Below are 24,648 nucleotides of genomic sequence, written 5' to 3'. Positions count from 1 at the left end.
CTGGCCTTTGTCTATCTGAAGGGCGACATGCGAAAGAATTACGAGCTGATCCGTCATGACCTGCTGGCCAGCGGAACGATCACGGATATCACCCGAACCAATTCGCCGATCACCGAAGTATGGGCGAACAACGACGGCTTCGAGTGGCCGGGAAAGGACCCCGATCAGCGCGTCAACCTGATCAAATACTGGGCCGACAGGACTTTTGTAAAGACGATGGGGCTGCGTCTGGTTGCGGGCCGGGACATAGACATTCGAAAATATCCAACGGACTCCTCGGCAGTATTGCTGACCGAAATGGCCGTTCGCCAGATGGGGCTTTCCAATCCGATAGGCCAGGTCCTTCGAAGCGATGAAGGCACCTGGCACGTCGTGGGTGTGATAAAAGATTTTGTCACCGGCTCACTGTACAACCGGGTCAATCCTATTGTGGTGCAGGGGCCAACCAGTAAGACCGGGACGGACGCCTGGTTCGGGACCATCACTTTCCGGCTGAACCCCGCGAACAACACCTCCGCGAATATCTCCAGTCTGACCGGGATCTTCAAACGATATAACCCCAACTATCCTTTCGAGTATTTCTTTGTCGACTACTACGACCTGTGGAAACTGACGGGCGAAAGACATTTCGGGACACTCGCCGCGCTGTTTGCCGGGATGGCGATCTTGATATCCTGTCTGGGGTTGTTCGGGCTCAGCGCCTATATGGCGGAATCCCGACTGCGGGAGGTCGGCGTGAGAAAAGTGCTGGGCGCTTCCATTATGCGGCTCGTTACCCTGCTGTCAAAAGATTTTCTCGTCCTGGTCGTCATTGCCTTCTTCATTGCGTCGCCGGTGGCCTGGTGGTTTATGAGCAAATGGCTGGAAGACATTCCCTATCATATCGATCTCTCCTGGTGGATTTTTGCGCTTACCGGGCTTCTTTCGATAGTTATCGCGGCGGGTACGGTCGGGTTTCAGGCGGTGCAGGCTGCCCTCACCAATCCGGTCCGGGTGCTTCGGGCCGACTAGACCAAACCCGTACATCAACTGTGTCGTACCCGGACACCAAATACCCGGACACAGCCCTTAATCGATTGTTCAACAATGTCTTGCAACTCTGGCACTCTATTCGCGCGTTTTGGGTATGTTCAAGAACTACCTGAAAATCGCGGTTCGCAACCTCCTGCGGAGCAAGAGCTTTTCCATCATCAATATTTCCGGTCTGGCGATCGGTATGGCCAGTGCGCTGCTTATACTGCTGTGGATTCAGAACGAGCTGTCCTATGACCGTATCTATCCAAAAACCGACCGCATCTATGCGCTCTACAACCGCGATAAGTTCGAGGGTAAATCCTGGGCCTGGAACAATACGCCCAAGCCGCTGGCGACAGCATTGCAAAAGGACTATCCTGCCGTTGAGCAAGTGGCCCGCTTCAATAATATTACTTTCCTGACCACCGTCGGTGACGTGCACCTCAATACGCGGGGCGCGTTTGCGGACAGCAGTTTTCTGGGTATGTTTCAGTTTCCCATGATAAAAGGCAACGCAAAGTCGCTCAACGGTCCGACCGGTATCGTCCTTACCCGCGGCATGGCGAAGAGGCTTTTTGGGAATGAGGAGGCCATGGGCAAGACCGTAGTCATCGACAGTACAGCCAACTTTATGGTAACCGGTATCATGGAGGACCTGCCGCCCAATACTTCTTTTACATTCGACTATCTTTTGCCCTGGGCGTTCATGACGCGCCTGGGCTGGGACGATAATGGCTGGGGCAATAATTCGGTATACACCTATGTGCTGCTCAAGCCCGGTGTGTCGCAGACCGATTTTGACCGGCAGATCAGGAATATCACCATCGATCATTCGGGGCGAAGGGAGACGACGGAAGTTTTTACGCAGCCGATGTCCCGCTATCACCTGTATGCGACCTCCGAAAATGGTATGCTTGTCGGAGGGAAGATCAAGACCGTTCGTCTTTTTGGCGTCATCGCCTGTTTCATCCTGCTGATCGCCTGTATCAACTTCATGAATCTGTCGACGGCCCGCAGCGAACGGAGAGCGCGTGAAGTAGGCGTTCGCAAGGTCATTGGGGCATACAGGGGATTTCTGATCGCCCAGTTCATCGGCGAAAGCATTCTTATCGCCGGGCTTGCTTTTCTGATCGCCATGGCGTTGGCGGTAGTCAGTCTTGATCAGTTCAACCTGCTGGTGGGCAAGCAACTGGTCATACACTACAACGATCCGCTGCTCTGGATCTTTGCACTTGGGTTTGTGCTGTTCACCGGTCTGCTGGCCGGCAGCTATCCCGCCTTTTATCTTTCATCTTTCCAGCCGGTGAAGGTGCTGAAAGGGACGTTCAGGAAGTCCGATTCGCTCGTCTCAGTCCGTAAAGTCCTCGTCGTTCTTCAGTTCAGTTTCGCCATCATCCTCATAATCTGCACCCTGATCATTCAGAAACAGATACAATACGGCGAGGACAGGGACGCTGGCTATGACAGGCACAACCTCGTCTATACTTTTACGCAGGGGGACGCTACCAAATACTATTCCTCGATCCGCACCGAGTTGATCAGCAGCGGCGCGGCGGTCGCCGTGACGAAAACTTCAGGGCCAGTCACGCAGCACTGGAGCGACGGGTGGGATTACGAATGGGATGGCAGCACCCAGGCCGACAAAAAACAGATTTTATCCAGTTCGCCGCAGACGCCGGGTTTGTGAATACGATGGGCGCAAAGCTCATCGCCGGCCGGGATCTCGACGTATACAAATACGCAACCGACAGCACGGCTGTATTGCTCAATGAAGCAGCGGTGAAGGCCATGCGCCTGAAGAGTCCGGTCGGTGCAAACATCTGGAGAGGGACCGGCACAGACCAGGAAAAATGGCACGTCGTGGGGGTTATAAAGGATTTTATTCTGGAATCGCCGTTCGCCGAGCATATCGCCCCGATGATGATCGCGGGTCCGCGTCTGTTCTGTCAGGTCATCCACTTCAAACTAAATCCGGCCAACTCTATCAACGCCAACATCGAAAAAGCAGAGAATATTTTCAAAAAATACAATCCGCGCTATCCCTGGGAGTATGTTTTTACCGACGATGCCTATGCGAGAAAATTCAGGGAGGAGCAACAGATAGGCAGCCTCTCGGCACTGTTTGCCGGTCTTACTATCCTTATATCCTGTCTGGGGCTTTTTGCGCTGGCCGCCTATATGGCAGAGAATAGGATCAGGGAAATAGGCGTCCGCAAGGTGCTGGGGGCGAGCGTGACCAGCATTACGACCCTGCTCGCAAGGGAATTTGTGCTGCTGGTCGGAATAGCCTTCCTGATAGCTGCGCCAAGTGGCCTGGTTCGCCATGGATAAATGGCTGGAGGGCTATGGCTACCGGGTAGACATGGGATGGACCGTATTTGCGGCGTCCGGGACGCTGGCCCTTGTGATTGCAGTGGCGACCGTCAGCTACCAGTCGGTAAGAGCGGCACTGGCCAATCCGGTCAAAAGCCTTCGGTCCGAGTAAGGTTAAGTCTCCGCGTCGTGAAAAATTATTCCCAGCGTATGCCTCGATCCGCTTGTCACCGGGCTGACCCCGTGTTTCATATTTACCCGATACCAGCCGCGACCGCCTTTGACAGGTCTCCAACTGGTGGTGAACAATAGCATATCCCCCGTCGCGGCTGCAAAACGATCGCTTTCGACTGCGCGCGTGGTATCTGTTCGGTCAGCACAAATTCTCCTCCCGTATAGTCCTGCCCAGGCTGGTTCAGAAAGAGCACCAGCTGCATGGGAAAATAAACTTCTCCGTAGAGGTCCTGGTGCAGAGTGTTGAATCCCCCTTCTCCGTATTTCAGGATCAGGACCGTGGGTTTTGTCTGGCCTTTTTCCCGGCAACGATCCCGCAGCTGTTCGTGGGAGGAAGGGAATCTTGTTTCGACCCCCACCTGCTCCATCCATTGATTGGCGACCGGTGCCAATCGCGGGAAGACTGTCTCCCGAATCCCCGCTATCCGCTCAGGCAGCGGATACTGAAAATATTTATACTCTCCGCTTCCAAATCTGTAGCGCTCCATATTGATCGTCTTCCGGTAGAGCGCGCCGTCATCGTATCCGAGGATCAGTTCGCTGCATTCTTCCTTTGTCAGCAACCCCGGTACCACCGCGTGTCCGTTCCGGTACAGGTCTTCGGTCGTCTTTTGCCAGTCCGTCAGCCGCAGCCGTTCTATGATCGTATTCATTCTTGTGAGGTTGTCCTGCGTAGCAAATATTAGTTGTCCTGCGTGGCAAATACCTGGGTAGCTTCCCAGCCGATCATCGCGTTCTTGCGGGCGGTTCCCCAGTGGTATTCACCTATCTGTCCATCGGCCCTGATCACGCGGTGACAGGGGATAAGGAAGGCCACCGGGTTGCTGCCTACTGCAGTGCCTACGGCGCGGGCTGCTTCGGGGTGTTCTAGTTTCCCGGCGATCCCGGAATAGGTGGCCAGCTCGCCCATCGGCACTTTCAGCAGCGTTTCCCATACCTTGATCTGAAAATCGGTGCCCTTGAGGTGCAACTTGACCTCCGAGGGTTTGTTCCAGTCCCGGTGAAAGATGGACAGAGCCCTTCCCTGGAGCTCGTCCGCGCGGTCGAAGAATCGGGCATTGGGGAATTTGCTTTTCAGGTCCTTCAGCGTAGCTTCTTTGCCTTCGTCGGCAAACCCCATATAACAAATGCCCTTGTTGGTCGAAGCCACCAGCAGCAGTCCGAAAGGGCTGTCGGCGAAATGATAGTTGATGTTCAGTTCTTCTCCTCCGTTCTTGTATTCACCGGGGGTCATCCCTTCGATCTTTATGAACAGGTCGTGCAGACGGCCGGTACCCGAAAGCCCCGCTTCAAATGCAGCGTCGAACAGCGTGACGTCCGTCTCCTTGTTCATGACTTCCTTTGCATGCTCGAGGGTCAGGTACTGCAGGAACTGTTTCGGCGTGACCCCTGCCCAGTCCTTGAACATCCGCTGGAAGTGGAACGGGCTCAGGTGGACGTGTTCGGCTACTTCGTCGAGTGACGGCTGTCGTTTGAAATTTTGTTTATAGAATGCGATGGCCTCCGCAATTCTTTTATAGTTGATCTCTTGTTGGGTTGACATGTTATTTTCTTTTGTGACACAAAAATACCACCCCCTGCGAGGCTGGAAAACCCGGTTTTTGCTATTCTTCCGGCTACACTGCCCGTCCTGGAACAGGCGCCGTATCGAAACCGGACAATCCGATGCGGAGTTTAGGGGTTAAGATATTGATTCTTATCGGCATATGAAAGGGGCATAGTTGCTGTGGCCCCATAATCATGCTAAGAAACTATTTTATAACCGCATGGCGCAACCTGGTCCGGAATAAGGCCTACAGCGCCCTGAATATCTTCGGTCTGGCCATTGGCATGACCGTTGCCCTCCTCATTGGTCTTTGGGTGCAGTACCAGTATTCCTACGACCGCTGGCTGCCGGGATCCCGGCAGGTCTACCAGGCATTGATCCGCAGCCACAGCAGCAGTGGGGGGAGGTACAAAAGGCGACGCCCCTACCCTTGAGCGCGGCGATCAGGACCGAGGTGCCGGGTGTAAAATACGTCGCCAGAACCGACTGGTTCGGTAGCCGGTCATTGATCGTCGGCGATAAGAAGCTATATCTGCGCGGCTGCCAGGCCGACGAAGACATCCTCAAAATATTTCAGTTCCCACTGATAAAAGGAGATGCCGGGACCGTCCTGAAAGACCCTGGTTCGATCGTGCTTACGGAAGCTACGGCAAAATCTTTGTTCGGGGACGCCGATCCGATGGGAAAAGCGGTTCGCATGGACGGCGGCTACAATGCAACCGTCACCGGCGTGCTGAAGGACCTGCCGGCCAACACCAGCCTGCAATTCGGTTTTATCCTGCCCTTTAGTCACTGGCTTGGGCAGGATGAATGGGCCAGGAATAATTCCGGCAACTGGCGCAACAATTCCTGGCAGACCTTTGTGGCGCTGGACGTCCCCTACGAACAGGCGGAGCCTGTATTGAATGGGCTGATAAAGAACCACGATCCCGACGACTTCAGCATCTACAAGTCGGCGGTATTCCTTCAGCCCCTCAGAGACTGGCATTTGTATGCGGATTTTCGGGAAGGCGTACAGGCCGGCGGTCTGATCGACTATGTGAAAATGTTCGGCATTATCGGCATTCTCGTCCTGCTGATCGCCTGCATCAATTTTATGAACCTTTCAACGGCCAGGTCCGAGAAAAGGGCGAGGGAAGTAGGCGTCCGGAAAGCGATCGGTTCCCGGCGGAAGGACCTCGTCATTCAATTTTTGTGTGAGTCTTTTGCCATTACATTTCTGGCGTTCCTTCTTTGCCTGCTGATCACGGCGCTGGCCCTGCCCTTCTTTAATTCGCTTACTGATACGGCTATCGCGATGCCCTGGTCGAATATGCTCTTCTGGGCGATCATGGCCGGGTATGTGGTGCTCACCGGGTTACTGGCCGGCAGCAGGCCTGCGTTCTATCTTTCATCATTTCATCCTGTTAAGGTACTAAAAGGCGCCGTTCGGACCGGCAGGTCAGCGACCCTGTCCAGAAGGGCGCTGGTGGTATTGCAGTTTTCCTGTTCCGTCGCGCTGATCATCAGTACTGTCGTCATTTATCAGCAGGTCCAGTATGCAAAGGACCGGCCTTTGGGCTACGACGCCGATCGGCTGCTGATGACCGATGCCGGCGCGGAAGCGAATAAGAACTATGACGCACTCAAGAATGAATTGCTGGCTTCCGGTGTCGTCACTGACGTCACGAAGTCTTCGAGTCCGGCCACGGACATCTGGTCCTACCAGCGGATAGACGACTGGCAGGGCAAGCAGGCGGGCGAGAGCCTCGACCTCGCGACCGTGGCGGTCAGCGATGCCGACTATTTCAAGACCCTGAGGATGCAGCTGATAAAGGGTTCCAACTGGACGGGCCATCTGGCGGCCGACTCGCTGAATGTGATCCTCAATGAGGCGGCGGTAAAAAGGATGCGGTATAAAGAACCTATAAATCAGGTGATCACCTGGCATGACGTTCCTCAGCGCGTAAGGGTCATCGGTGTAGTAAGAAATTCGCTGATGGCCTCCCCCTTCTCGGCCGCCGAGCCGACCATTTTCATTTACGACCCCAGTTGGGGTAGCAGCATGACCTACCGGCTGGCTCCGCGGGTAAATACCCATGCCGCTATCGCGCGGCTGACCGGGATCTTCAACAAATACAACCCGGCCTATCCCTATATCTACAGTTTTGTAGAGGCTAGCCACGCGTCCAAGTTCAGCCTGGAAAACCTGATCGGCAAGCTGTCGGGATTGTTTGCCGGTCTGGCCATCTTCATCTCCTGTCTCGGGTTGTTCGGGCTGGCGGCTTATATGGCCGAGCAGCGGACAAAGGAAATAGGCATCCGGAAGGTGCTGGGGGCTTCCGTTGCGCGGCTTTGGTATCTGCTTTCGAGGGATTTTGTCGTGCTCGTTCTGATTGGCTGTCTCATCGCGTCTCCCATAGCGCTTTACTTTCTACGGACCTGGCTGCTGAAATATGACTACCGCATCGTCATCGGTCCGCTGGTCTTTGTGGCTGCGGCTTTTGCGTCGGTGGTGATCACCCTGCTGACCGTCAGCTGGCAGGCGATCAGGGCGGCACTCGCCAATCCCGTGAACAGCCTTCACTCGGAATAGAGCGTGGATAGATGGTGCAAAAAACAGAAGGGATGCTGACTCCCGGAGCGGGAAGATTCTGTACTTTTTGACCAATGAACGACTTCTTTTCCAAACTCGAAAACTTTCTTTTCGATATTCTGGGATTGATACTGCCCGGAGCTATCTTTTTGATGATCCTGCTCTCACCCGTCCTGTTTGTCAATATCGACGGCGTTCCGGCGGCGACCGTCGACGGGTCGGTCATTCTATCGGCGCTGCAAACGGTCTACCACATCTTAAAAATCAACTGGGCCGCTTATCCGAAATCCTCCCTGACGATCCTTACCATTATCGCTTATCTGATGGGGCATACGGTCAAGGTGTTTTCGAGGATTAAGTACGAGCTGCTGACGGCGGTCTTCGACGACGGTCTGAACAGGCCGGTCATCAGTGGGTATGAGAGGATTTGCGGATGGCTTTTCAGGAATCCCTCTTCACCCGTCTATTTGCGGTTGAAGGAGTTGCTGCGTCCGCTGGGGACGGTGCTGGAATATCTGTTCACCTTCAGGGCCGCGGACTTTTTCGCCGGCGACGCCGTCCTGAAAGAGAATTGTCTGCAGCTGGTAAAGAGCCGTCTTTCCGTCGACTATCCGGACGACACCCGTCTGGTCACCAAATTGTCCGGCGTCATCACCACGCAGGAAAGTATGAAGACGCTCGGACCTTTCTTTCTGGCGAAGTACAATCTGTATCGGTCGCTAGCCCTGATCTTCGTTATTACCACCCTCTACTATATCGGGTTCTTTCGGGTTGCCGGGGCATTTATTTCGCCTTCAATACAGGAAATATCCAGACTCATCGTAACGACGATGGTCATTCTGTGGTTCACCTTTCATGTTAAGTATAAAAGATACTGGACCCTCTATGGAGACGAAAGAATTGTATCACTGTTTTATATTTTGAACAAGAAAAAGCTATATGAAGGCTGACAGGATACTTTTTATCGACACCGAGACCGGTGGCACCGACCCGGCAAACAATAGCCTGCTGTCGCTTGGTCTTGTCGTGTGGAAAGCGTCCGAGATCGGTGCTTCTCTGGAGATACTCATCGACGACGGCGTGCTCAACGTGACTGAAAAAGCCCTCGGGATCAACAGGATCAACCTCCAGGAACACCGGAAAAAGGCAGTGTCGCCTCGCTGTCGCAATAAAGCAGATGTACAAATTCGTCAACAGTCATTTTCCAGCCGACGAAAAGATTGTTTTAGGCGGCCACAATATCAATTTTGACGTCAATTTTCTGAACGCTTTCCTCACTCGCAGCGGGTATGATTTTCAGCAGCGGTTCTCCCATCGCACTGTCGATACTTCGGCCATACTTTTTACCTGTATCTGACCGGTAAGTTAAAAAGAAAGCTCACCGCGTCCCAGGATGCTTTGGACTATTTTGGCATAGTCGTAGAAGGACGGCACACGGCACTTGGAGACGCCGTTGCCACGGCCCAACTGTTCAGCCGGCTGGTCGGTATCCTTTACCGGGGTCCGAAGAACCGATCCTCCTCGCCAAAAGACATGTCCGATCTTTTTGCCCCGCCTACGGAGGGTCTATAGCTTTCGACCTGCGATTCCGGGCAAAAGCCACGTGGCTACTCACTTCTCAGCGAGTTCACCGGATTGGCCACCGCGGCCCTGATCGTCTGATAACCTACCGTCACGAATGCGACCAGCACCGCGGCCGCGGCCGTCGCCGCGAAGATCCAGGGGCTGATAGTCGTCCTGTAGACAAATTCCCGAAGCCATTTGTCCATCACGAACCAGGCGATGGGGAAAGCAACAGCCAGGGAAAGAATCACCAGCTGCAGAAATTCTTTGGCGAGAAGCAGTACGATACTGGCCTCGCCGGAACCCAGTACCTTTCGGATCCCGATCTCTTTTGTACGCCGTTGCGTAGAAAATGTCGCCAGCCCGAACAGTCCGAGGCAGGAAACGACGACTGACAGTATCGAGAAAATATTAAAGATCCTGCCCATTCGTGCATCTGCCGTATAGAGATGGTCGATATCCTGGTCGACGAAACCATAGCGGATGGGCGTATCGCCGAATACGGCCCTGAGGGCTTTACGGATCTCGGAGAGTTTATCGGGAAGGTTCCCTGGAGTGCAGCGAAAGACGATAAAGTCGCCGGAGGGCCACCGGCGCATGACCAGCGGCTCGATGGGCTGGTAGACCGCCTTGAAATTAAAATCCTTTACGACGCCGAGTATCCTGCCTTCAACGCCGCGTACGGCAATTGTTTTTCCAATGGCCGCATCCGGTGACAGTCCCATGGTTCTGACAGTTGTCTCGTTGACGACATAGTCACTGTCGGAATCGGCGAATTCGTTTGAATAGAATCTGCCGGCGACCATCTTCATGCCAAAAGTTTGTATGAATTGTTCGTCTACATTGGTGTAGCTGCAGTTGATCATAATCCGGTCATTTGCGCCGCGCCATGTCATCGGCCTTATTGAGTTCATGTCGGTGGGCAGCTCGCCCGTGATCGTAAAATCGCCGATCCGGGTGGACTGGCGCAGCATCGATCGCAGTGCGGCAGAGTTCTGCATGCGGCTGCCGACGCGAGGTATGGAGACATAGAGCAGGTTGTTCCGGTCGAAGCCGATATCCCGGTTGTGAACAAAACGCAGCTGCTGATAGACGACGACGGTGCTTACCATGAGGACGATCGAGACGGCAAATTGCAGGACGACCAGTCCGTTGCGCAGGAAGGCTCCCCGAAGCACCCCTTCTCCCTTTAGGACTTTGATGGGGCTGAAGGAGGAAATATAGAAGGCGGGATAGCTGCCGGCCAGCAACCCTGTTATTACCGTGATCGCGAGGACACCAGCAGCCAGTCCGGGGCTTGCCAGATTGAACGGTATGGATTTTCCGGCCAGCTCGTTAAAGAAGGGAAGCGCGGCGAAGACGAGCAGCAGGGCCAGGCCGAGCGCAATAAAAGAAAGCAGCATGGATTCACCGATGAACTGGAGGACCAGCTGACGGCGTAGGGCGCCGATCGTCTTGCGCAGCCCGACCTCTTTTGCCCGGACGCCCGACAGGGCCGTCGCCAGGTTCATAAAATTGATACATGCAATGACGAGGATAAAGAGGGCGACCAGCGAAAGAATACGCACGTGGCTGATGTTTCCCTGTCCCGGGTAGTCGTTTCTGTAGTGGGAATACAGGTGGATCTTTTCGAGCGGCTGGACGGATATGGAGGCTGGTACGGCCAGGGTGCCTGCAATCGCTGAAGCGCGCATGGCCTCCATTTGGCGGGTAATCATTTTCAATACCGCTGGACTGGGCTGGACGGCGTCGGCCAGCTGAAAATAGACATGGCTGTCAAAGAAGCGCCAGCTTTGCTGCGGATCCATCGTCTGGTCCCAGTTGTCGATGGACAGGAGCATATCGAACTGCAGATGAGAATTCGATGGAATATTCCTCAGGATGCCGGTGACCTGCATGGTAACGCTGTCGTTGTCGACGAAGACCGACTTGCCCATCGCCTGGTCAGCACTGCCAAAATATTTGATCGCTGTTGCCTCGGTCAATACGATGCTGTTGGGGGACCGCAGCACCGCCGTGGCTTCTCCCCGGAGCAGTGGGTAGTTGAATATTCGCAGGAAGTTGGTGTCCGCCTGGAAGACGCGTTTTTCGTCGAACTTGCGAGCGCCCACGCTGATGATCTTCTGGTCGATATGGATGCGGGTAGCGTTCTTAATTGACGGTATGCCGGTCCGGATGGCGTTAGCGAACCCGTAGGGTACAGCGCTGCTCTCTATGTCCTTAACGGTGGCTGTTAGCCGGAATATCCTTTCCGCCCCTGCATTAAAACTATCGTAGCCAACCTCGTCCTGAACCCAACTGAAGATCAGTATGCTACAGGCAAGGCCGGTCGCCAGCCCGAATATATTCAGTCCGGTGAACAGTGGATTGCGGCGGATATTGCGCAGTGCCGTTCGGAGATAGTTATGAAACATGCAGTATTGATTTAGCGTTTTGCGAGTTCGACGATATCTTTTACTTCGAGGACCTTTTTGGAATAGCCTTTGCCGGCGGCGTTGATCATGGCCAGCCCGACCTCTTTCAGGGTACAGAATCCTCCCGGGTAGACCGCCCGGCCGATAGGGTACAGCCAGGCAATGTATCGGTAAAAGCTTTTTAAATTCTTTTGACCAGGCGACGCCTTCATAAATCCGGGGCGGAACATATATGCGTTAGTAAACAGCTTCATCAGAGCATTTTCCGTAGCGCCTTTCACGCGCGCCCAGGCCATCCCTTTTTGTTCGCTGCTGTCCGTGCCTGCGCCGGTGACATAACAGAAAGTCAGCTGCGGGTTCAGTTTCTCCAGCGTCGTGGCAAAATTGATCGTCAGGTCATAGGTAATATGTTTGTAGTCTTCCTTGCTGACCCCGACGGAAGAAATGCCAAGGCAGAAAAAGCAGGCGTTGTAGCCGGCCAGCTGGTCTTCGATGGGCGTGATGTCGAAGAAATCCTTGTGGATGATCTCGCGCAGCCGGTGATGCGATATTCCCAACGGATTCCGGTTGATGACCAGCACCTGTTCGATATCGGGGTGGTTGAGGCATTCAAGCAGGACGCCTTCTCCGACCATCCCGGTTGCTCCTGTTATGATGGCTTTGATCTTCATGGCTATTGTTTGTAAAGGTCGCCGTTGAGATATTTCAGGCCGGAGTCACAGATGATCGTGACAATCTTTTTCCCCGCGCCGATCTTCCTTGCCCGCTGGAGGGCTGCCCAGACATTTGCGCCGGAGGTGATACCGCCGAAGATGCCCTCTTCCCGGGCGAGTCGGCGCGCTGTCGCATACGCGTCCTGGTCGGAGACGGCGATGATCTCATCGGCAAGGTCCAGCCGGCAGATGGCGGGCACAAAGCCTGCCCCGATGCCTTCGAGTCGGTGCGTGCCGGAGATATCGCCGCCAGAGAGCGCGCGAACACCCAGCGGTTCTATCGGGATACAGCGGATGCCCGGGATCTCTTCTTTGAAAATTTCAGCGGTGCCCGAAAAAGAGCCGCCCGTGCCCACGCCCTGTATAAATTCCGCGATGTCTTTGCCTAGCGTGCCGATGATCTCCTGCGCCAGGGCGTGATAGGCATTCCGGTTGTCTTCATTCCTAAACTGGTCGGTCCAGATAACATTGGGTTCTTTACTGAGCTCTTTTGCCCTTTCGATCATGTCTCCGATAAGTTTCGCGGTTATTTTGCCTCCCTCGCTGGGGAAGAGCTCCAGTTCGGCGCCAAAGGCCTTCATCGTCTGCAGTTTCTCCTGTGAGAAAGCGTCGGAGCTGACAAAATGCGCGCGGTATCCTCTTGTGGCGCAGACCATCGCCAGCGAGCTGCCCGTGCTTCCGCCGGTGTATTCCACCACCTTCCCGCCGGGCTTGAGCTGACCGCGGCGCTCAGCCCCTTCGATCATGGAAAGCGCCATCCGGTCTTTCATGCTGCCCGTTGGGTTTGCGCCTTCGTATTTTACATAAATGTCGGCACACCCGGGTTCGGTCATACGTTGGAGTTTGATCAGCGGGGTATTTCCAATTGCAGGCATAATGGTTGATTTGATTAGTCCGGTTAAATGTAGTTAATAATTCTTCGCTTCGGACGGCCCTTTGCCGAACCTGATCTTAAAGGCGCGGCTGAAATGGGCGGGGCTTTCAAAGCCGCTTTCGAAGGCTGCTTCTCCCACTGTCTTTTTCAGGTTGCTCAGCAGATGAAAGGAGTGCTGGAGTCTTTTTTCCAGCAGCCATTTCCCGGGGAGTTCCGGAACAGTCGTTCAAAATCTCTTTTAAATGCAGACAGGCTGCGGTTGCTCAATCTTGCATACGTATCGAGCTTCAGGTTATAGCAGAAATTATCCTCCATCACCCTTTTCAGGAGGGCAGTCTGTGGTTCATGCAGCAGCGAGCAGAAATAGGACAAAATGTCCTTGTTCACGGCATTGTCCGCGATATTCAGGATGAGCTCTTTGAACTTGATCTCCAGCAATGACGGGTCGGGATCGCGCGTTTCAGTGAAATAGGTGAACATGGAGTGAAAGAATCCCTGAAGGGTCTCGCTCGGTTCGATCAGCATCAACTGGTCGAACTCGTGGTCGTAACCCGCAAGCGGCCGGGTTCTTGTGTGCAGGGTTTCGCAAATAAATTCGTCGGGTATAAAGAAAAGCATCACACAAAATCCGGTGTCCAGCGGCTGCTCGAGGATAAACCCCCTTTTCTGACGAATACGCAGTTCCCTTTCTGGATATCGTATTTCCCTCCGGCTGTGTGCCAGATCTTCCGGCCGTCGATCACATAGAACAGGTAATTGTATTGGGTCCAAAGGTCCGCAAACTGGGCCTTCATCAGACGGGCGTCCATCGGGCAGGTGAAGGCTGTGATCAGCGAGTTGCCACAATTGAATTGCCTGTAGTACTGGGGGCGCTGCAGGATGCGTTCAAAAAAATTATCCATCTGTCTAAAATTATGAAATTTTCCAGGAACGGAGTTCTGAGCTTTCTGGTCAGGAAATTGAACCGGAGAGTCAACGGCGTGGATTTGAGAATGGCTAGTATTGCATTACAAAAATGTTTATAATATGAATCCTAACAAAGCACTATGGGAGAAAGGTGATTTCACCAAAATCGCGGATAGCATGAGGGACAGCGGCTCCGCGCTTGTCGGCCGGCTGGGCGTTTCCAGGGGAATGAAAGTTCTGGACCTGGGCTGTGGCGATGGGACCACGGCTATTCCGGAGGCCAGACTGGGAGCGGAAGTCCTGGGAGTCGATATTGCGGGCAATCTTGTCGAGGCGGGTAAGAAAAGGGCTGCGTCGGAAGGGCTTGGCAACTGTCGGTTCCAGGAAGGTGATGCGACCGATCTGCGTGAGCTGGAGGACGGGGCATACGATCTCGTCGTTACCGTTTTCGGCGCTATGTTTGCTCCGAAGCCTTTCGACGTTGCAAGAGAAATGGTCCGTGTTACACGGCCCGGCGGAAAGATCGTGATGGGTAACTGGATACCCGGGGATCCTACTCTGGTTGCACAGATCCTAAAGATCAGCTCTGCGTATACCCCGCCGCCGCCGGAAGGTTTTGTCAGCCCGATGCTGTGGGGAGTGGAGAGCAATGTAACAGAGCGATTTACCAGCGCGGGTGTGGCAAAAGAAGACATTTCGTTTGAAAAGGACGTTTTTACTTTCGAGATATCCGGAACTCCGTCCGAGTTTCTGGAACGGTTCAGGAAGTACTATGGTCCTACCATGAATGCATTCGAAGCCGCTGAAAAGAACGGAAAGGCAGAAGATCTGCAGCGTGAGCTGGAGGAGTTGTTCAACAAACAGAATAAGAGTGGTAACGGAACAACATCGATACCAGCTAACTTTTTGAGAGTAACGGTGTCGAGGAAATAGTCGGCGGCGACGATCTGGAAGGAGGGCCTGTTTATGGGCCCTTTTTATTCGGCTGCTGCCTGAGCGACGAGCCGGTACACTGGGACCGGTATACTCTCGGGCTGCGTCTTGTCGGGGTATTGAAATAATACCTGACACCTATCCGTATCGGCGTAGTAGACTTGCACTATGCCGGTGCCAGCGGGCTTGTGGGTGGTATCCAGTACGATGACGGGTTGACCTGGCGTGAAGATCATAATACGAAAGATAGTATTTTGGGTGTGAAGCGCCGATTGAAGTTATAAACAGGCTGTGCAAATATTTTAGCCTGGCCGGAAGGGTTAATAATTTCTTCAAATCCAAAATCTGTCCAATTTCTCATTTCCCCCTACATTTACAGGCCTGTATCCTTTGAGTTTCTGCTGTAGCGTCCCAATTTCCTGTCCAGCCATTGTATCGCTTCTTATAACATATACACTTTTAATTAAATCTAATCTGTAATGGGAAAATTTTACCCACTGCTCCTGGCAATTCTGTTGCCTGCTATTAGCCATTCCCAGATCGTCTGGGACTTCTCCACTGCCACTCCAATTTCCGGCGTCCCTGCCGGTGTCACGGTCTCGGCCATTTCACAGGGCAACAATAACGGTACCACTACGCTGCTGACTACCACCTCCGCCTCTTCGGGCTATGGTGGCGCTACGGGCGGCAACAATGCCGGCGCGGCGGCCAATGTAGGGGCATTCCGTCCCGATACCACCGCCTATTTCGAATGGACACTAACCCCGGCCGCAGGCATAGCCGTTACCGTCAACCAGGTCAGTTTCGGCAGCCGCAGTACGAGTACGGGACCTCAGGCTTATGATATCCGTACCAGCCTCGACAATTTCGCCACGGCCGCCGGTTCCGGCGTACTGGCCAATAACAGTGCCTGGGCGCTTATGAGTAATGGACTGTCTGTCGCGGGAGCCCAGGGGCAGGCCATAACGCTCCGTCTCTATGCCTATAACGGTGCGGGAAATGCGTCGAAGAGTACTGCCAACTGGCGTATCGACGACCTCAGCGTCACGGCTGCCACTTCGGGGAGCATACCCCTGCCGGCGATCACCGTTAGCCCGTCTTCCCTGCCGTCATTTGCCGCCGTGGCAGGAAGTGCGTCCGGCACCCAGGTCCTCGCCATCGGAGGGATCAACCTTACCAACAACATTACCGCTACTTGTTCCGCGGGATTCGAGGTTTCTCGGGACGGCAGTAGTTTCGTTACGTCCGTGAGTTTTGCCCCGCAGGGCGGGACGCTAGCGGATACGGCGCTTCTTGTCAGACTCGCCGCCGGTGCACCGTCGGGCGCTGTCAGCGGTAACATCATATTCCGCAGCACGGGGGCCGATAGCCAGACCGTTTCCCTTTCGGGCTCGGTCACTGCGCCGGCTGCAAAGATCGTCGTCAACCAGGTATACGGCGGCGGCGGCAACTCGGGCTCTGTCTTCGCCAATGATTTTATTGAACTCTTCAACGACGCCGATACGGTGGTCAATCTCGCCGGCTGGTCTGTTCAGTATGCGTCGTCTACGGGTAGTTCGTGGCAGGTGACGCCTCTGGCGGGTACTATCCCGCCGCATGGATACTTCCTTGTAGCGGAGTCTCTGGGCTCCAACTCCACAGGGCAGCTGCCCGCGCCTGACGTTACCGGGGCGATCTCGATGAGCGCTACTACCGGCAAGGTCCTTCTGAGCAATTCTACCGCGGCCCAAACAGGGGCCAATCCCGGCGGAGCGGCCGTTATCGATATCGTCGGCTATGGCCCAGGCGCAACCGGATTTGAAACCGCGCCCGCCCCGGTGCTGACCAATTCCACTTCGGACCTCCGTGCGCCGGATGGTCAGGACGCCAATAACAATTCTACCGATTTTGTGGCAGGCACCCCCAATCCCCGTAACAGCAGCTTTACTACGGCGCCGCCGATGGTTCAGACACTGGTTCCTGCCAATAACTCGGCCAATATCCCGTCCAGCGCTATCCCTGTGCTGGTATTCACGAAGCCCGTCATCAAAAGCAGCGGGAATATCATCCTTGTTACGAATGGAGTGGACGGGACTCCCATCCCCGTTAGCGATCCCCGTATTGCGGTCAGCAATGACTCCGTCGTTTTCCATCTGGGACTGGCGGGCGGCAATATCTATTCGGTTCGCATAGCGGCCGGGACTTTCGCGGATCAGTTCGGGAACAGTTTTGCCGGTTTAACGACAAATCAGGCCTGGACCTTCAGCACTTTTAACAATACCGTTGCTCAGACACTTCCTTTCACTACCAGTTTCGACAGCTGTCTTGGCAGCGGCCAGCTGCCCAATGGATTCACTTCCTTCAGCGTATCCGGCGCCCAGGTCTGGGATTGCACGACTTTTGGCAGGGATAGCAGCAACCCGGCGGGCACCACGGCTTTTGGACACGCTGTCCAGATCAACGGTTTTGCGGCGGGCGCGAACCATGCCAATCAGGACTGGCTGATCACGCCCCGGTTCGACCTCAGCAAGACCAGTTTTCCGCTGCTGAGCTTCTGGAGCCGTAACGCCTTTGCGGGCGCTCCACTGACGCTGAAGATATCTTCCGACTATTCGGGCTCCGGCGACCCCGCTCTGGCGCACTGGACCGATCTCAACGGGAAATTACCCAGCCAGGCTTCGGATGTCTGGACGCTGTCGCCCGGCATCAACCTGTCGACTTTCAAGGATACCAGTGTCTATATCGCCTTTGTCTATACCTCGTCAACCCAGGACGGCTCCCGCTGGACGGTAGACGATATCAGCCTGATAAATTCGCCGGTTCCCCCACCGCCCAGCCTCACGCTGAGCACGGACAATTTCGAGTTTGGCTTTACGGCTACAAACAGTTGGGCTGTTCAGAAGCTACTTGTTACGGGAAATGACCTTACTTCGAATATTACCGTTACTTCTTCCGGCAGCTTCCAGGTCTCTACGGACAGCGTGAACTTCAGTGATTCCGTGGCGTTCACTGCTGCTGCGGCCAATAACAAAACAGAGCAGGTATTTATCCGTTTCAGGCCTGCGGCCGGCAACCGTCAGTTCATCGATTCTGTCATCGTCTCCATTTCCGACTCGACGGCGGTAGTCAATGTGAAAGGGAACAGCATCGACCCGGCTTCCACGCTTAGCGTTATCGACTGGAATCTCAATTGGTTCGGTACTCCCGATCCAACCCTCGGACCGACCGACAAGGCCCTGCAGAAGAAGAATGTAGGCATCGTCCTGCCCAGTCTGCACGCCGACCTGTATGCTCTCGAAGAAGTATGTGACGAGCAGGCGCTGGATTCCATCGTGGCCACTATGCCGGGTTATGCGGTCGTAGTCGGACAATACGGGTCGTTCTCGAACCCGACGATCCCCGGTGGTCCTGATCCGATGAACACTGTACAAAAGCTGGCGTTCGTTTACAATACAGCCAAGATATCGGTACTGCGTACCGACTCCCTGCTGACCCTTGGAACGAGCAATCCGCTGGATCCTTCCACTCTATATTATAATGACTGGGCGAGCGGCAGGTTCCCCTATATGCTGACGGCTAACGTTACGCTGAGCGACAACCATGGAGGAACGAATACCAAAACGATCCATTTTGTCAATGTTCATGCAAAGGCCAATACCTCTCCGGTGCTGACGGCCTATGCGCGTCGTGCAGACGGAGCGCATGCGCTGGATTCGCTGCTGAAGGTTCAGTACCCGAATGAGAACGTTGTGATCCTTGGTGATTTCAACGACGACCTGAATACAACCATCACTGCCGGTGTAAATCCGCCGGTTAGTTCGTGGAGCTCGTTCACCATCAACGATTCTGCCCTGTATGCCTTCCCGACAAAGTCGCTGAGTCTTGCGGGTCAGCACAGCGATGTCAATTTTACAAGCGTGATCGACAACGTGATCATCACCGATACCATGAGCCGCCTTTATTTGCCCTACTCGGCTACGGTGCGCTCAGATGTTGCGACGCTGGTCGCCAACTATGGCAATACGACGACGGACCACTATCCTGTGTTTACGCAGTTCTCGTTCACTCAGCCCGATACGGGAGCGATCCTGCCGCCGCTGACCTTCACCGCGGTCAAACAGGGAAATACGGCCCTTCTGAAATGGACGACAACGCCGGAAAATAAGACCAGCGTATTCGAAGTGCAGAAGAGCCTTGACGGCCGTCTGTTCCTGCCGATCGGGTTGGTCCAGGCAAAGGCGAGCAATAGTACGGATCCCAGCACCGACTATAACTTTACCGATCCCCTGCCGCTGGCGGGTACCAACTACTACCGGCTCAGGGAGATAGTAACGCTGGGCAATTCTACGTTGTCCAATACCATCAGCCTAACCTTTGCGCCGCCGCTGACAGTCACCGCGGTTCCCAACCCCGCCATCGGATTCACTGCGCTGATCGTGGCACACGCCGATGGTCCCTATCTTATCCAGATCCTGAATTCCAGCGGGAATGTGGTCAGGCAACAGAGCGGTCTGCCTTCTAACCCTGTCAATACTGTTGGCCTGGGCGGTCTGCGCGGTCTCTACACTGTAAAGGTGATTACAGCCGGCTCGATAGCGACAACCAAGTTGCTGGTGTTATAGTTTATCAGCTCTAAGCTATTAAGAGGCTGCCCAAAAAGGCAGCCTCTTTTTCGTATGTCACCGCCAGGGAAGCCCAATTATTTGAAGCTGATTTTTCTTATCCTATTGTTCATCGCGTCCGCGATGTAGAGGTTCCCTTCTGCGTCTATCGCCAGTCCGGCGGGGTAGTTGAACCGCGCCGTTGCTCCTTCCCCATCTGCGTATCCTGTGCCGCCGCCAGCGATGGTCGACACCTTCCCGGATGGGTCTGCTTTCCGGACGCGGTCGCCGTCGGTCAATAATATATTCCCTTCCTTGTCTATCACCATATCGTAGATATAAAAGAATTGAGCCGTGCTGGCGTCGCCGTCGGCCGTTCCGGGCGTGCCTGCGCCGCTGAAACGGGATACTATGCCCGCGGGCGTTATTTTGCGAATGCAATAATTTCCATTGTCTGCCACAAACATATTCCCTTGCTTGTCGAAAAGGATGGCGTTGGGGTTCAGGAATTCGGCTATAGTGGTGTCTCCGTCCACAAAGCCTTTTTATCCCTGCCGGCAAAGGTGCTAACCTGTCCGGCGGCGGTGATCTTTCTTATGCGGCCGTTGTTCGTGTCGTCAATGTAGACGTCTCCCAGTGTGCCGATCGCAATGCCGCCCATGCCGACGCTGAACTGTGCTACGGAAACGTCTCCATTGTTAAATCCGGGGATCCCTGTGCCGGCATAAGTGGACACCATTCCGTTCGCGGCAATGCGACGGACGCGGGCGTCAGCCTGATCCGTGACGTATACATTGTCGCCGCGGTCTACCTCGATGCGGTATGGGTCTACAAACTGGGCGGTATCGCCCGCTCCGTCCTTTGTGCCGAAATTGCCGTCTCCGGCCAGCAGCGAGACCTGTCCCGCCGAAATTTTTCGGATTCGCCGTCCATTGTAGTCTGCTACGTAAAGGGTTCCGTCGGCAGAAATGGCGATATCGATGGGTGTATGGAATCTGGCGGAAAGTAATGGGCCGTTCAGGTAAGCATCCGTTCCGTCGCCCGCGAATGTGCTGACGATTGCTGCCTTTTTGGGTGGTGGTGGTGGCGGTTGCTCCTTGCCGGAATTGCCTTTTCTGCAAGCCGGGGTCGTGATGAGGGCTGTGGCCGCGACCAGGGCCATGCACTGGATATATTTCATGTTAGGCAGATTTGTACCAGCATTGATCGGGAATACGAGCTTATCGTTGTATCGGAGTGTGGGAAGTTTTTGATCGGTGGGTTTTGCTTTCCTAACGGTCGGATATTGGTGTGCCAGGCCGAAAAAGGGCGGGACTATAATTGGATAACAAAAAAGATAATTGTTTGGTTTGACGATATTTTTATTTGTAAGTCAATCGATTATGAAGGTTCGAATGCTTTATTTTTGAATTCGTGCGCCGGTCGGTAGTGTAACGTTAATGCATAGTTGTATTCATAAAAAAAGTAACAATATGTACAGATTTGTGCTTTCTATTCGGGAGACCGACAGGTCAAAATTTGCGGATGTCGGAGGCAAGGGGGCCAATTTAGGCGAGTTGTCAGGAATCGGTGGGATTCAGGTTCCGGAAGGATTTTGCGTTACCACCGGAGCGTACAGTAGAGTGGTCGCCGATTGCAAGGAGCTTGATGGATTGCTGGATGAACTGGAGTTATTCAGTGCGGAAGACAGACGGGGGATCGGGATGGTCAGTGCCAGGATACGCGGACTCATTGAAGGTGCGGATATTCCAAAAGATATAGAAGCGGAGATCACGGATTGCCTTTTAAAATTTGGCGGGGATGGGGCTTATGCCGTCCGGTCCAGCGCCACGGCTGAGGACCTGCCGATGGCTTCCTTTGCGGGCCAGCAGGATAGCTATCTGAACATTATCGGATGGGAGGCTATCCTGAAGCATATCAAAAAATGCTGGGCATCGCTATACACGGACAGGGCGGTAACCTATCGCATTCAAAACGGCTTCAGCCAGCGTAGTGTCTATCTGTCTGTGATTGTTCAGAAGATGATATTTCCACAGGTCTCCGGTGTTTTATTTACGGGCGACCCGGTCACCGGCAACCGCAAGGTCCTGTCGATCGATGCCAGCTATGGCCTCGGAGAAGCGCTGGTCGCCGGTCTGGTAACACCGGAGTGCTACAAGGATACGGGAAGGGAAAATCGAACAGGTGCGGCGGGACAGTCAGGCGGCGGGAGAGCCTTTGCCGGCAGGGCGACCGGCGCTGACGGACGGGCAGATCCTGCAACTGGAGGCGATCGGCAGAACGATCGAAGGACATTTCGGCTATCCCCAGGATATCGAATGGTGTTTGGCCGAGGGCGCATTTTATATTGTCCAGAGCCGCCCGATCACTACTTTGTTTCCGATACCCGAGTCGGGTGAGGACGGGAATCACGTCTACGTTTCCGTAGGACACCAGCAAATGATGACTGACCCTATGAAGCCGCTCGGATTGTCTTTATTCCAGCTGACGTCTGCGGCGTCCATGCATAAGAGCTGCAGGGAGACTGTTTGTCGATATAACGAACCATCTGGCGTCGTCGGCCGGAAGAAGAATTATGGTAGACGTCCTTGGAAAATCAGACCCACTTTGATAAAAGATGCGATAGCGACCATTCTGGAGCGGGGGATTTTGTGAGATTGATGCCGGATGACGGAAAAGATGCGGCGGGCAAAAAGGAGCCGTCGTTCCGGGATTTTGAAACCCTGGTCGACTACGATCCGGGCGTGGTCGATGAACTGATCAGGGGCAGCGAGTTATTCCGGGCGGAACTGCAACGGGTCATCCAAACGAAATCAGGGCCTGAACTGATCGATTTTATCCTGGAAGACGCCCGGCAACTAAGGATGGGACTTTTCGATTCACGGAGTTTTGGTGTGATCATGACCGCAATGAACGCTTCGTCATGGATCAACGAAAGGATGCTCGAATGGCTGGGTGAAAAGAACGTGGCGGACACGCTGACTCAATCGGTACGCAATAATATTACTTCGGAGATGGGGCTTGAGCTACTGGATCTGGCTGACGTCGTCCGTCCTTATCCGGAAGCTGGTGGGATATTTACAAATTATAAAAGGAGATGATTTTTGGACGGACTGACCCGCCTCCGGGGCGGACAGACGGTCCGGGACGCGATCTATAACTACCTCGATAAATATGGAATGCGGTGTGCGGGGAGATCGATATAACGAGAACGCGCTGGAGCGAAAAAGCCGGCTGCAATTGTCCCGATGATACTGAGCAATATCAGAAATTTTGAACCCGGTGCCGGCAAACGGAAATTTGAGCAGGGTCTGCAGGAGGCATTGAAAAAGAGAGGGAGTTATTGGATCGGTTGAAGCAGCTTGCCGGATGGCGAACAAAAATCTGCTGAAGCCAAACGGATGATCAGTCTGGTCCGGGATCTGGCCGGTTTCCGGGAATACCCGAAATACAGCATAGTGAGTTGCTACTTTATTTACAAGAAGGCGTTGTTGAAAGAAGCAGAGCGGCTGGTACAGGCCGGTGTTATTCATGAAAAGGAGGATATCTACTATCTCAGCTGTGAAGAACTTCGCGAGGCTGCCGGAATAAACCGACTGGACTACCGGATCATCGACCGGCGAAAGGCCGAGTACATTCTGTATAAAAAACTAACTCCGCCGCGCGTCATCACGTCTGATGGGGAAATTATCACCGGAAAGTACAAACGCGAGAATCTTCCGGCTGGCGCCATTGTGGGGCTGCCTGTTTCTTCCGGAATTGCAGAGGGCCGGGCTCGCGTTATCCTGAATATGGAAGACGCCGATCTGGGGGAAGGCGACATCCTGGTCACGCCCTTTACAGATCCCAGCTGGACCCCACTATTTGTATCTATAAAGGGACTGGTGACGGAAGTTGGCGGTCTGATGACCCATGGGGCGGTTATCGCGCGTGAATATGGATTGCCGGCAGTTGTTGGGATGGATAACGCAACCAGGCTGATCAAAGACGGGCAGAGGATCCGGGTGAATGGGACGGATGGATATGTGGAAATACTATAAGGGCAAAGTGGACGGTTTTTCAGTTTAATATTAACAAATTGTTACTCACTAGGGGTTCCAGGGCGATTTTGTGTATGCGCCTTTGGAACCTCTAGTTTTTTAAACCAATGCTAAAAACACGTTTACTTATGAACATTCGATTTCTATTAGTGGTAGGAGTATGGTTGTCGTGCATTGAGTTCGTCCCGGGCTAATATGCCGAACCATAACATGTATTACCAGGTTGCTTCGCGGGAGCCTGTAAAAGGGGCAGTGGTTGGCGCAGACGGCTCACCTGTTGCCGGTGCCACAGTCAAATCACTTTCCACCAATCACACAACAACAACTAATGAAAAGGGGGAATTTACTCTGGCGGCGAACGAGGGCGAAAAGCTCAGGATAACTATCGTTGGTTACAACGATCAGGAAGTAACAGTCAGAGGCACATCGCTGCGGGTGACAATGACAATCGGCAACGCCCAGCTGGGAGAGGTAGTCGTGGTGGGTTATGGCAGTCGTACCAAAGCCGACGTGACCGGTTCGCTGACCCAGTTAAAGGCCGATAATATAAGACAGGGGGTTAATATCTCTGCGGACAACATGCTTCAGGGTAAAGTAGCGGGTGTACGCATCGCTCAATCCAGTGGTGAACCCGGCGCCGGGGTTGATCTGTATATCCGCGGTGTGGGCTCTATCCGCAGTGGAAGCACGCCGCTGTTTGTGATAGACGGCGTGCCGCTGAGCAATGATAACGTGAGCGCAGGCAGCCCTGACTTCGGATTGGGCAGCACCGACGCGAAGAATCCGCTGAATTTTCTGAATACCAGCGATATCGAAACCATCACCGTATTAAAGGATGCTTCTGCGGCGGCTATCTACGGCGCCAGGGGTCCAACGGTGTGGTGCTTATAACGACAAAACGGGGTAAAAAAGGGGATCCCTCCCTGACTTATGATACGTACGT

General features: G+C 54.0%; 22 protein-coding genes and 3 pseudogenes. 15 read left to right on the top strand and 10 right to left on the bottom strand.

Annotation, left to right across the window (positions count from 1 at the left end; translation table 11 throughout):
• Positions 1–27 precede the first annotated feature (27 nt).
• The 4 genes from ACQ86N_RS37235 (at position 28) to ACQ86N_RS37220 (ending at position 3,499) form a co-directional block, all read left to right on the top strand.
• The gene (locus ACQ86N_RS37235; RefSeq protein WP_431211445.1) at positions 28–1,011 is read left to right on the top strand and encodes an ABC transporter permease; all 984 of its coding nucleotides are present in this window, start codon (positions 28–30) and stop codon (positions 1,009–1,011) included.
• A gap of 115 nt (positions 1,012–1,126) precedes the next feature.
• Positions 1,127–2,701 (top strand): ABC transporter permease, encoded by a 1,575-nt coding sequence (locus tag ACQ86N_RS37230; protein WP_431211444.1) that lies wholly within the window; start codon positions 1,127–1,129, stop codon positions 2,699–2,701.
• A 5-nt stretch (positions 2,702–2,706) separates the two neighbouring features.
• On the top strand, positions 2,707–3,345 hold the full coding sequence (locus tag ACQ86N_RS37225) for an ABC transporter permease (protein WP_431217747.1): 639 nt from the start codon (positions 2,707–2,709) through the stop codon (positions 3,343–3,345).
• A complete protein-coding gene (locus tag ACQ86N_RS37220) occupies positions 3,338–3,499 on the top strand; it encodes a hypothetical protein (RefSeq protein WP_431211443.1) in 162 nt (53 codons plus the stop codon). The genes ACQ86N_RS37225 and ACQ86N_RS37220 overlap by 8 nt, the downstream gene beginning before the upstream one ends.
• Before the next feature lie 2 nt (positions 3,500–3,501).
• Here ACQ86N_RS37220 and ACQ86N_RS37215 read toward each other — a convergent pair.
• Positions 3,502–4,049 (bottom strand): annotated as a pseudogene (locus ACQ86N_RS37215) (2OG-Fe(II) oxygenase).
• Positions 4,050–4,243: 194 nt separating this feature from the next.
• Complete coding sequence (locus ACQ86N_RS37210) at positions 4,244–5,104, bottom strand: bifunctional transcriptional activator/DNA repair enzyme AdaA (protein WP_431211442.1); 861 nt, start codon at positions 5,102–5,104, stop codon at positions 4,244–4,246.
• Positions 5,105–5,301: 197 nt separating this feature from the next.
• Between ACQ86N_RS37210 and ACQ86N_RS37205 the strand changes: the two genes are divergently transcribed.
• From ACQ86N_RS37205 to ACQ86N_RS37190, 4 genes are all read left to right on the top strand, one after another.
• Entirely contained in the window at positions 5,302–5,541 is a 240-nt protein-coding gene (locus ACQ86N_RS37205; protein WP_431211441.1) for an ABC transporter permease, read from the top strand.
• On the top strand, positions 5,538–7,682 hold the full coding sequence (locus ACQ86N_RS37200) for an FtsX-like permease family protein (protein WP_431211440.1): 2,145 nt from the start codon (positions 5,538–5,540) through the stop codon (positions 7,680–7,682). The genes ACQ86N_RS37205 and ACQ86N_RS37200 overlap by 4 nt, the downstream gene beginning before the upstream one ends.
• Positions 7,683–7,756: 74 nt before the next feature.
• Positions 7,757–8,632, top strand: coding sequence for a hypothetical protein (locus tag ACQ86N_RS37195; protein ID WP_431211439.1), 876 nt, complete (start codon positions 7,757–7,759; stop codon positions 8,630–8,632).
• Positions 8,622–8,933: a hypothetical protein gene (locus tag ACQ86N_RS37190; protein ID WP_431211438.1), complete on the top strand. Its 312-nt coding sequence runs from the start codon at positions 8,622–8,624 to the stop codon at positions 8,931–8,933. Before ACQ86N_RS37195 ends, ACQ86N_RS37190 begins: the two co-directional genes overlap by 11 nt.
• Positions 8,934–9,289: 356 nt before the next feature.
• Here the strand turns inward: ACQ86N_RS37190 and ACQ86N_RS37185 are convergent, their stop codons facing one another.
• From ACQ86N_RS37185 to ACQ86N_RS37165, 5 genes and pseudogenes are all read right to left on the bottom strand, one after another.
• Positions 9,290–11,659 carry an ABC transporter permease gene (locus ACQ86N_RS37185; RefSeq protein ID WP_431211437.1) on the bottom strand — a complete coding sequence of 790 codons (2,370 nt, stop codon included), beginning with the start codon at positions 11,657–11,659 and terminating at the stop codon, positions 9,290–9,292.
• An 11-nt stretch (positions 11,660–11,670) separates the two neighbouring features.
• Entirely contained in the window at positions 11,671–12,330 is a 660-nt protein-coding gene (locus tag ACQ86N_RS37180; protein ID WP_431211436.1) for an NAD-dependent epimerase/dehydratase family protein, read from the bottom strand.
• Between the two features lie 2 nt (positions 12,331–12,332).
• The gene (locus tag ACQ86N_RS37175) at positions 12,333–13,247 is read right to left on the bottom strand and encodes a PLP-dependent cysteine synthase family protein (protein WP_431211435.1); all 915 of its coding nucleotides are present in this window, start codon (positions 13,245–13,247) and stop codon (positions 12,333–12,335) included.
• A 33-nt stretch (positions 13,248–13,280) separates the two neighbouring features.
• Entirely contained in the window at positions 13,281–13,397 is a 117-nt protein-coding gene (locus tag ACQ86N_RS37170) for a helix-turn-helix domain-containing protein (RefSeq protein WP_431217746.1), read from the bottom strand.
• A gap of 5 nt (positions 13,398–13,402) precedes the next feature.
• A pseudogene (locus ACQ86N_RS37165) lies at positions 13,403–14,040 on the bottom strand (hypothetical protein).
• 232 nt (positions 14,041–14,272) lie between these two features.
• Between ACQ86N_RS37165 and ACQ86N_RS37160 the strand changes: the two are divergent.
• Positions 14,273–15,085 (top strand): class I SAM-dependent methyltransferase, encoded by an 813-nt coding sequence (locus ACQ86N_RS37160; protein WP_431211434.1) that lies wholly within the window; start codon positions 14,273–14,275, stop codon positions 15,083–15,085.
• Positions 15,086–15,129: 44 nt separating this feature from the next.
• Here the strand turns inward: ACQ86N_RS37160 and ACQ86N_RS37155 are convergent, their stop codons facing one another.
• Positions 15,130–15,321 carry a hypothetical protein gene (locus ACQ86N_RS37155; RefSeq protein ID WP_431211433.1) on the bottom strand — a complete coding sequence of 64 codons (192 nt, stop codon included), beginning with the start codon at positions 15,319–15,321 and terminating at the stop codon, positions 15,130–15,132.
• 243 nt (positions 15,322–15,564) lie between these two features.
• Here ACQ86N_RS37155 and ACQ86N_RS37150 point away from each other — a divergent pair, with 243 nt between their 5' ends.
• Positions 15,565–19,686: a choice-of-anchor J domain-containing protein gene (locus ACQ86N_RS37150; RefSeq protein WP_431211432.1), complete on the top strand. Its 4,122-nt coding sequence runs from the start codon at positions 15,565–15,567 to the stop codon at positions 19,684–19,686.
• A 77-nt stretch (positions 19,687–19,763) separates the two neighbouring features.
• Here the strand turns inward: ACQ86N_RS37150 and ACQ86N_RS37145 are convergent, their stop codons facing one another.
• Together ACQ86N_RS37145 and ACQ86N_RS37140 are read right to left on the bottom strand one after the other, a co-directional pair.
• On the bottom strand, positions 19,764–20,201 hold the full coding sequence (locus ACQ86N_RS37145; RefSeq protein ID WP_431211431.1) for a hypothetical protein: 438 nt from the start codon (positions 20,199–20,201) through the stop codon (positions 19,764–19,766).
• A complete protein-coding gene (locus ACQ86N_RS37140) occupies positions 20,180–20,845 on the bottom strand; it encodes a hypothetical protein (RefSeq protein WP_431211430.1) in 666 nt (221 codons plus the stop codon). Before ACQ86N_RS37140 ends, ACQ86N_RS37145 begins: the two co-directional genes overlap by 22 nt.
• A 259-nt stretch (positions 20,846–21,104) precedes the next feature.
• Here ACQ86N_RS37140 and ACQ86N_RS37135 point away from each other — a divergent pair.
• The 5 genes and pseudogenes from ACQ86N_RS37135 to ACQ86N_RS37115 all read left to right on the top strand — a co-directional run.
• Positions 21,105–21,812 (top strand): annotated as a pseudogene (locus tag ACQ86N_RS37135) (PEP/pyruvate-binding domain-containing protein); the annotation flags it as partial.
• 37 nt (positions 21,813–21,849) lie between these two features.
• Positions 21,850–22,320: a PEP/pyruvate-binding domain-containing protein gene (locus tag ACQ86N_RS37130; RefSeq protein WP_431211429.1), complete on the top strand. Its 471-nt coding sequence runs from the start codon at positions 21,850–21,852 to the stop codon at positions 22,318–22,320.
• Positions 22,317–22,766, top strand: a complete 450-nt coding sequence (locus ACQ86N_RS37125; RefSeq protein ID WP_431211428.1) for a hypothetical protein — start codon at positions 22,317–22,319, stop codon at positions 22,764–22,766. The genes ACQ86N_RS37130 and ACQ86N_RS37125 overlap by 4 nt, the downstream gene beginning before the upstream one ends.
• A 300-nt stretch (positions 22,767–23,066) precedes the next feature.
• Positions 23,067–23,705: a PEP-utilizing enzyme gene (locus ACQ86N_RS37120; protein ID WP_431211427.1), complete on the top strand. Its 639-nt coding sequence runs from the start codon at positions 23,067–23,069 to the stop codon at positions 23,703–23,705.
• 210 nt (positions 23,706–23,915) lie between these two features.
• Complete coding sequence (locus ACQ86N_RS37115) at positions 23,916–24,596, top strand: TonB-dependent receptor plug domain-containing protein (protein ID WP_431211426.1); 681 nt, start codon at positions 23,916–23,918, stop codon at positions 24,594–24,596.
• Positions 24,597–24,648: the final 52 nt, after the last annotated feature.

This window comes from Puia sp. P3 (genome assembly GCF_050632245.1).
In the GTDB taxonomy this organism is placed as follows: domain Bacteria; phylum Bacteroidota; class Bacteroidia; order Chitinophagales; family Chitinophagaceae; genus Puia.
Note: the sequence above shows the minus strand (reverse complement) of the source record. Positions and strands in the feature narration are given on the sequence as shown.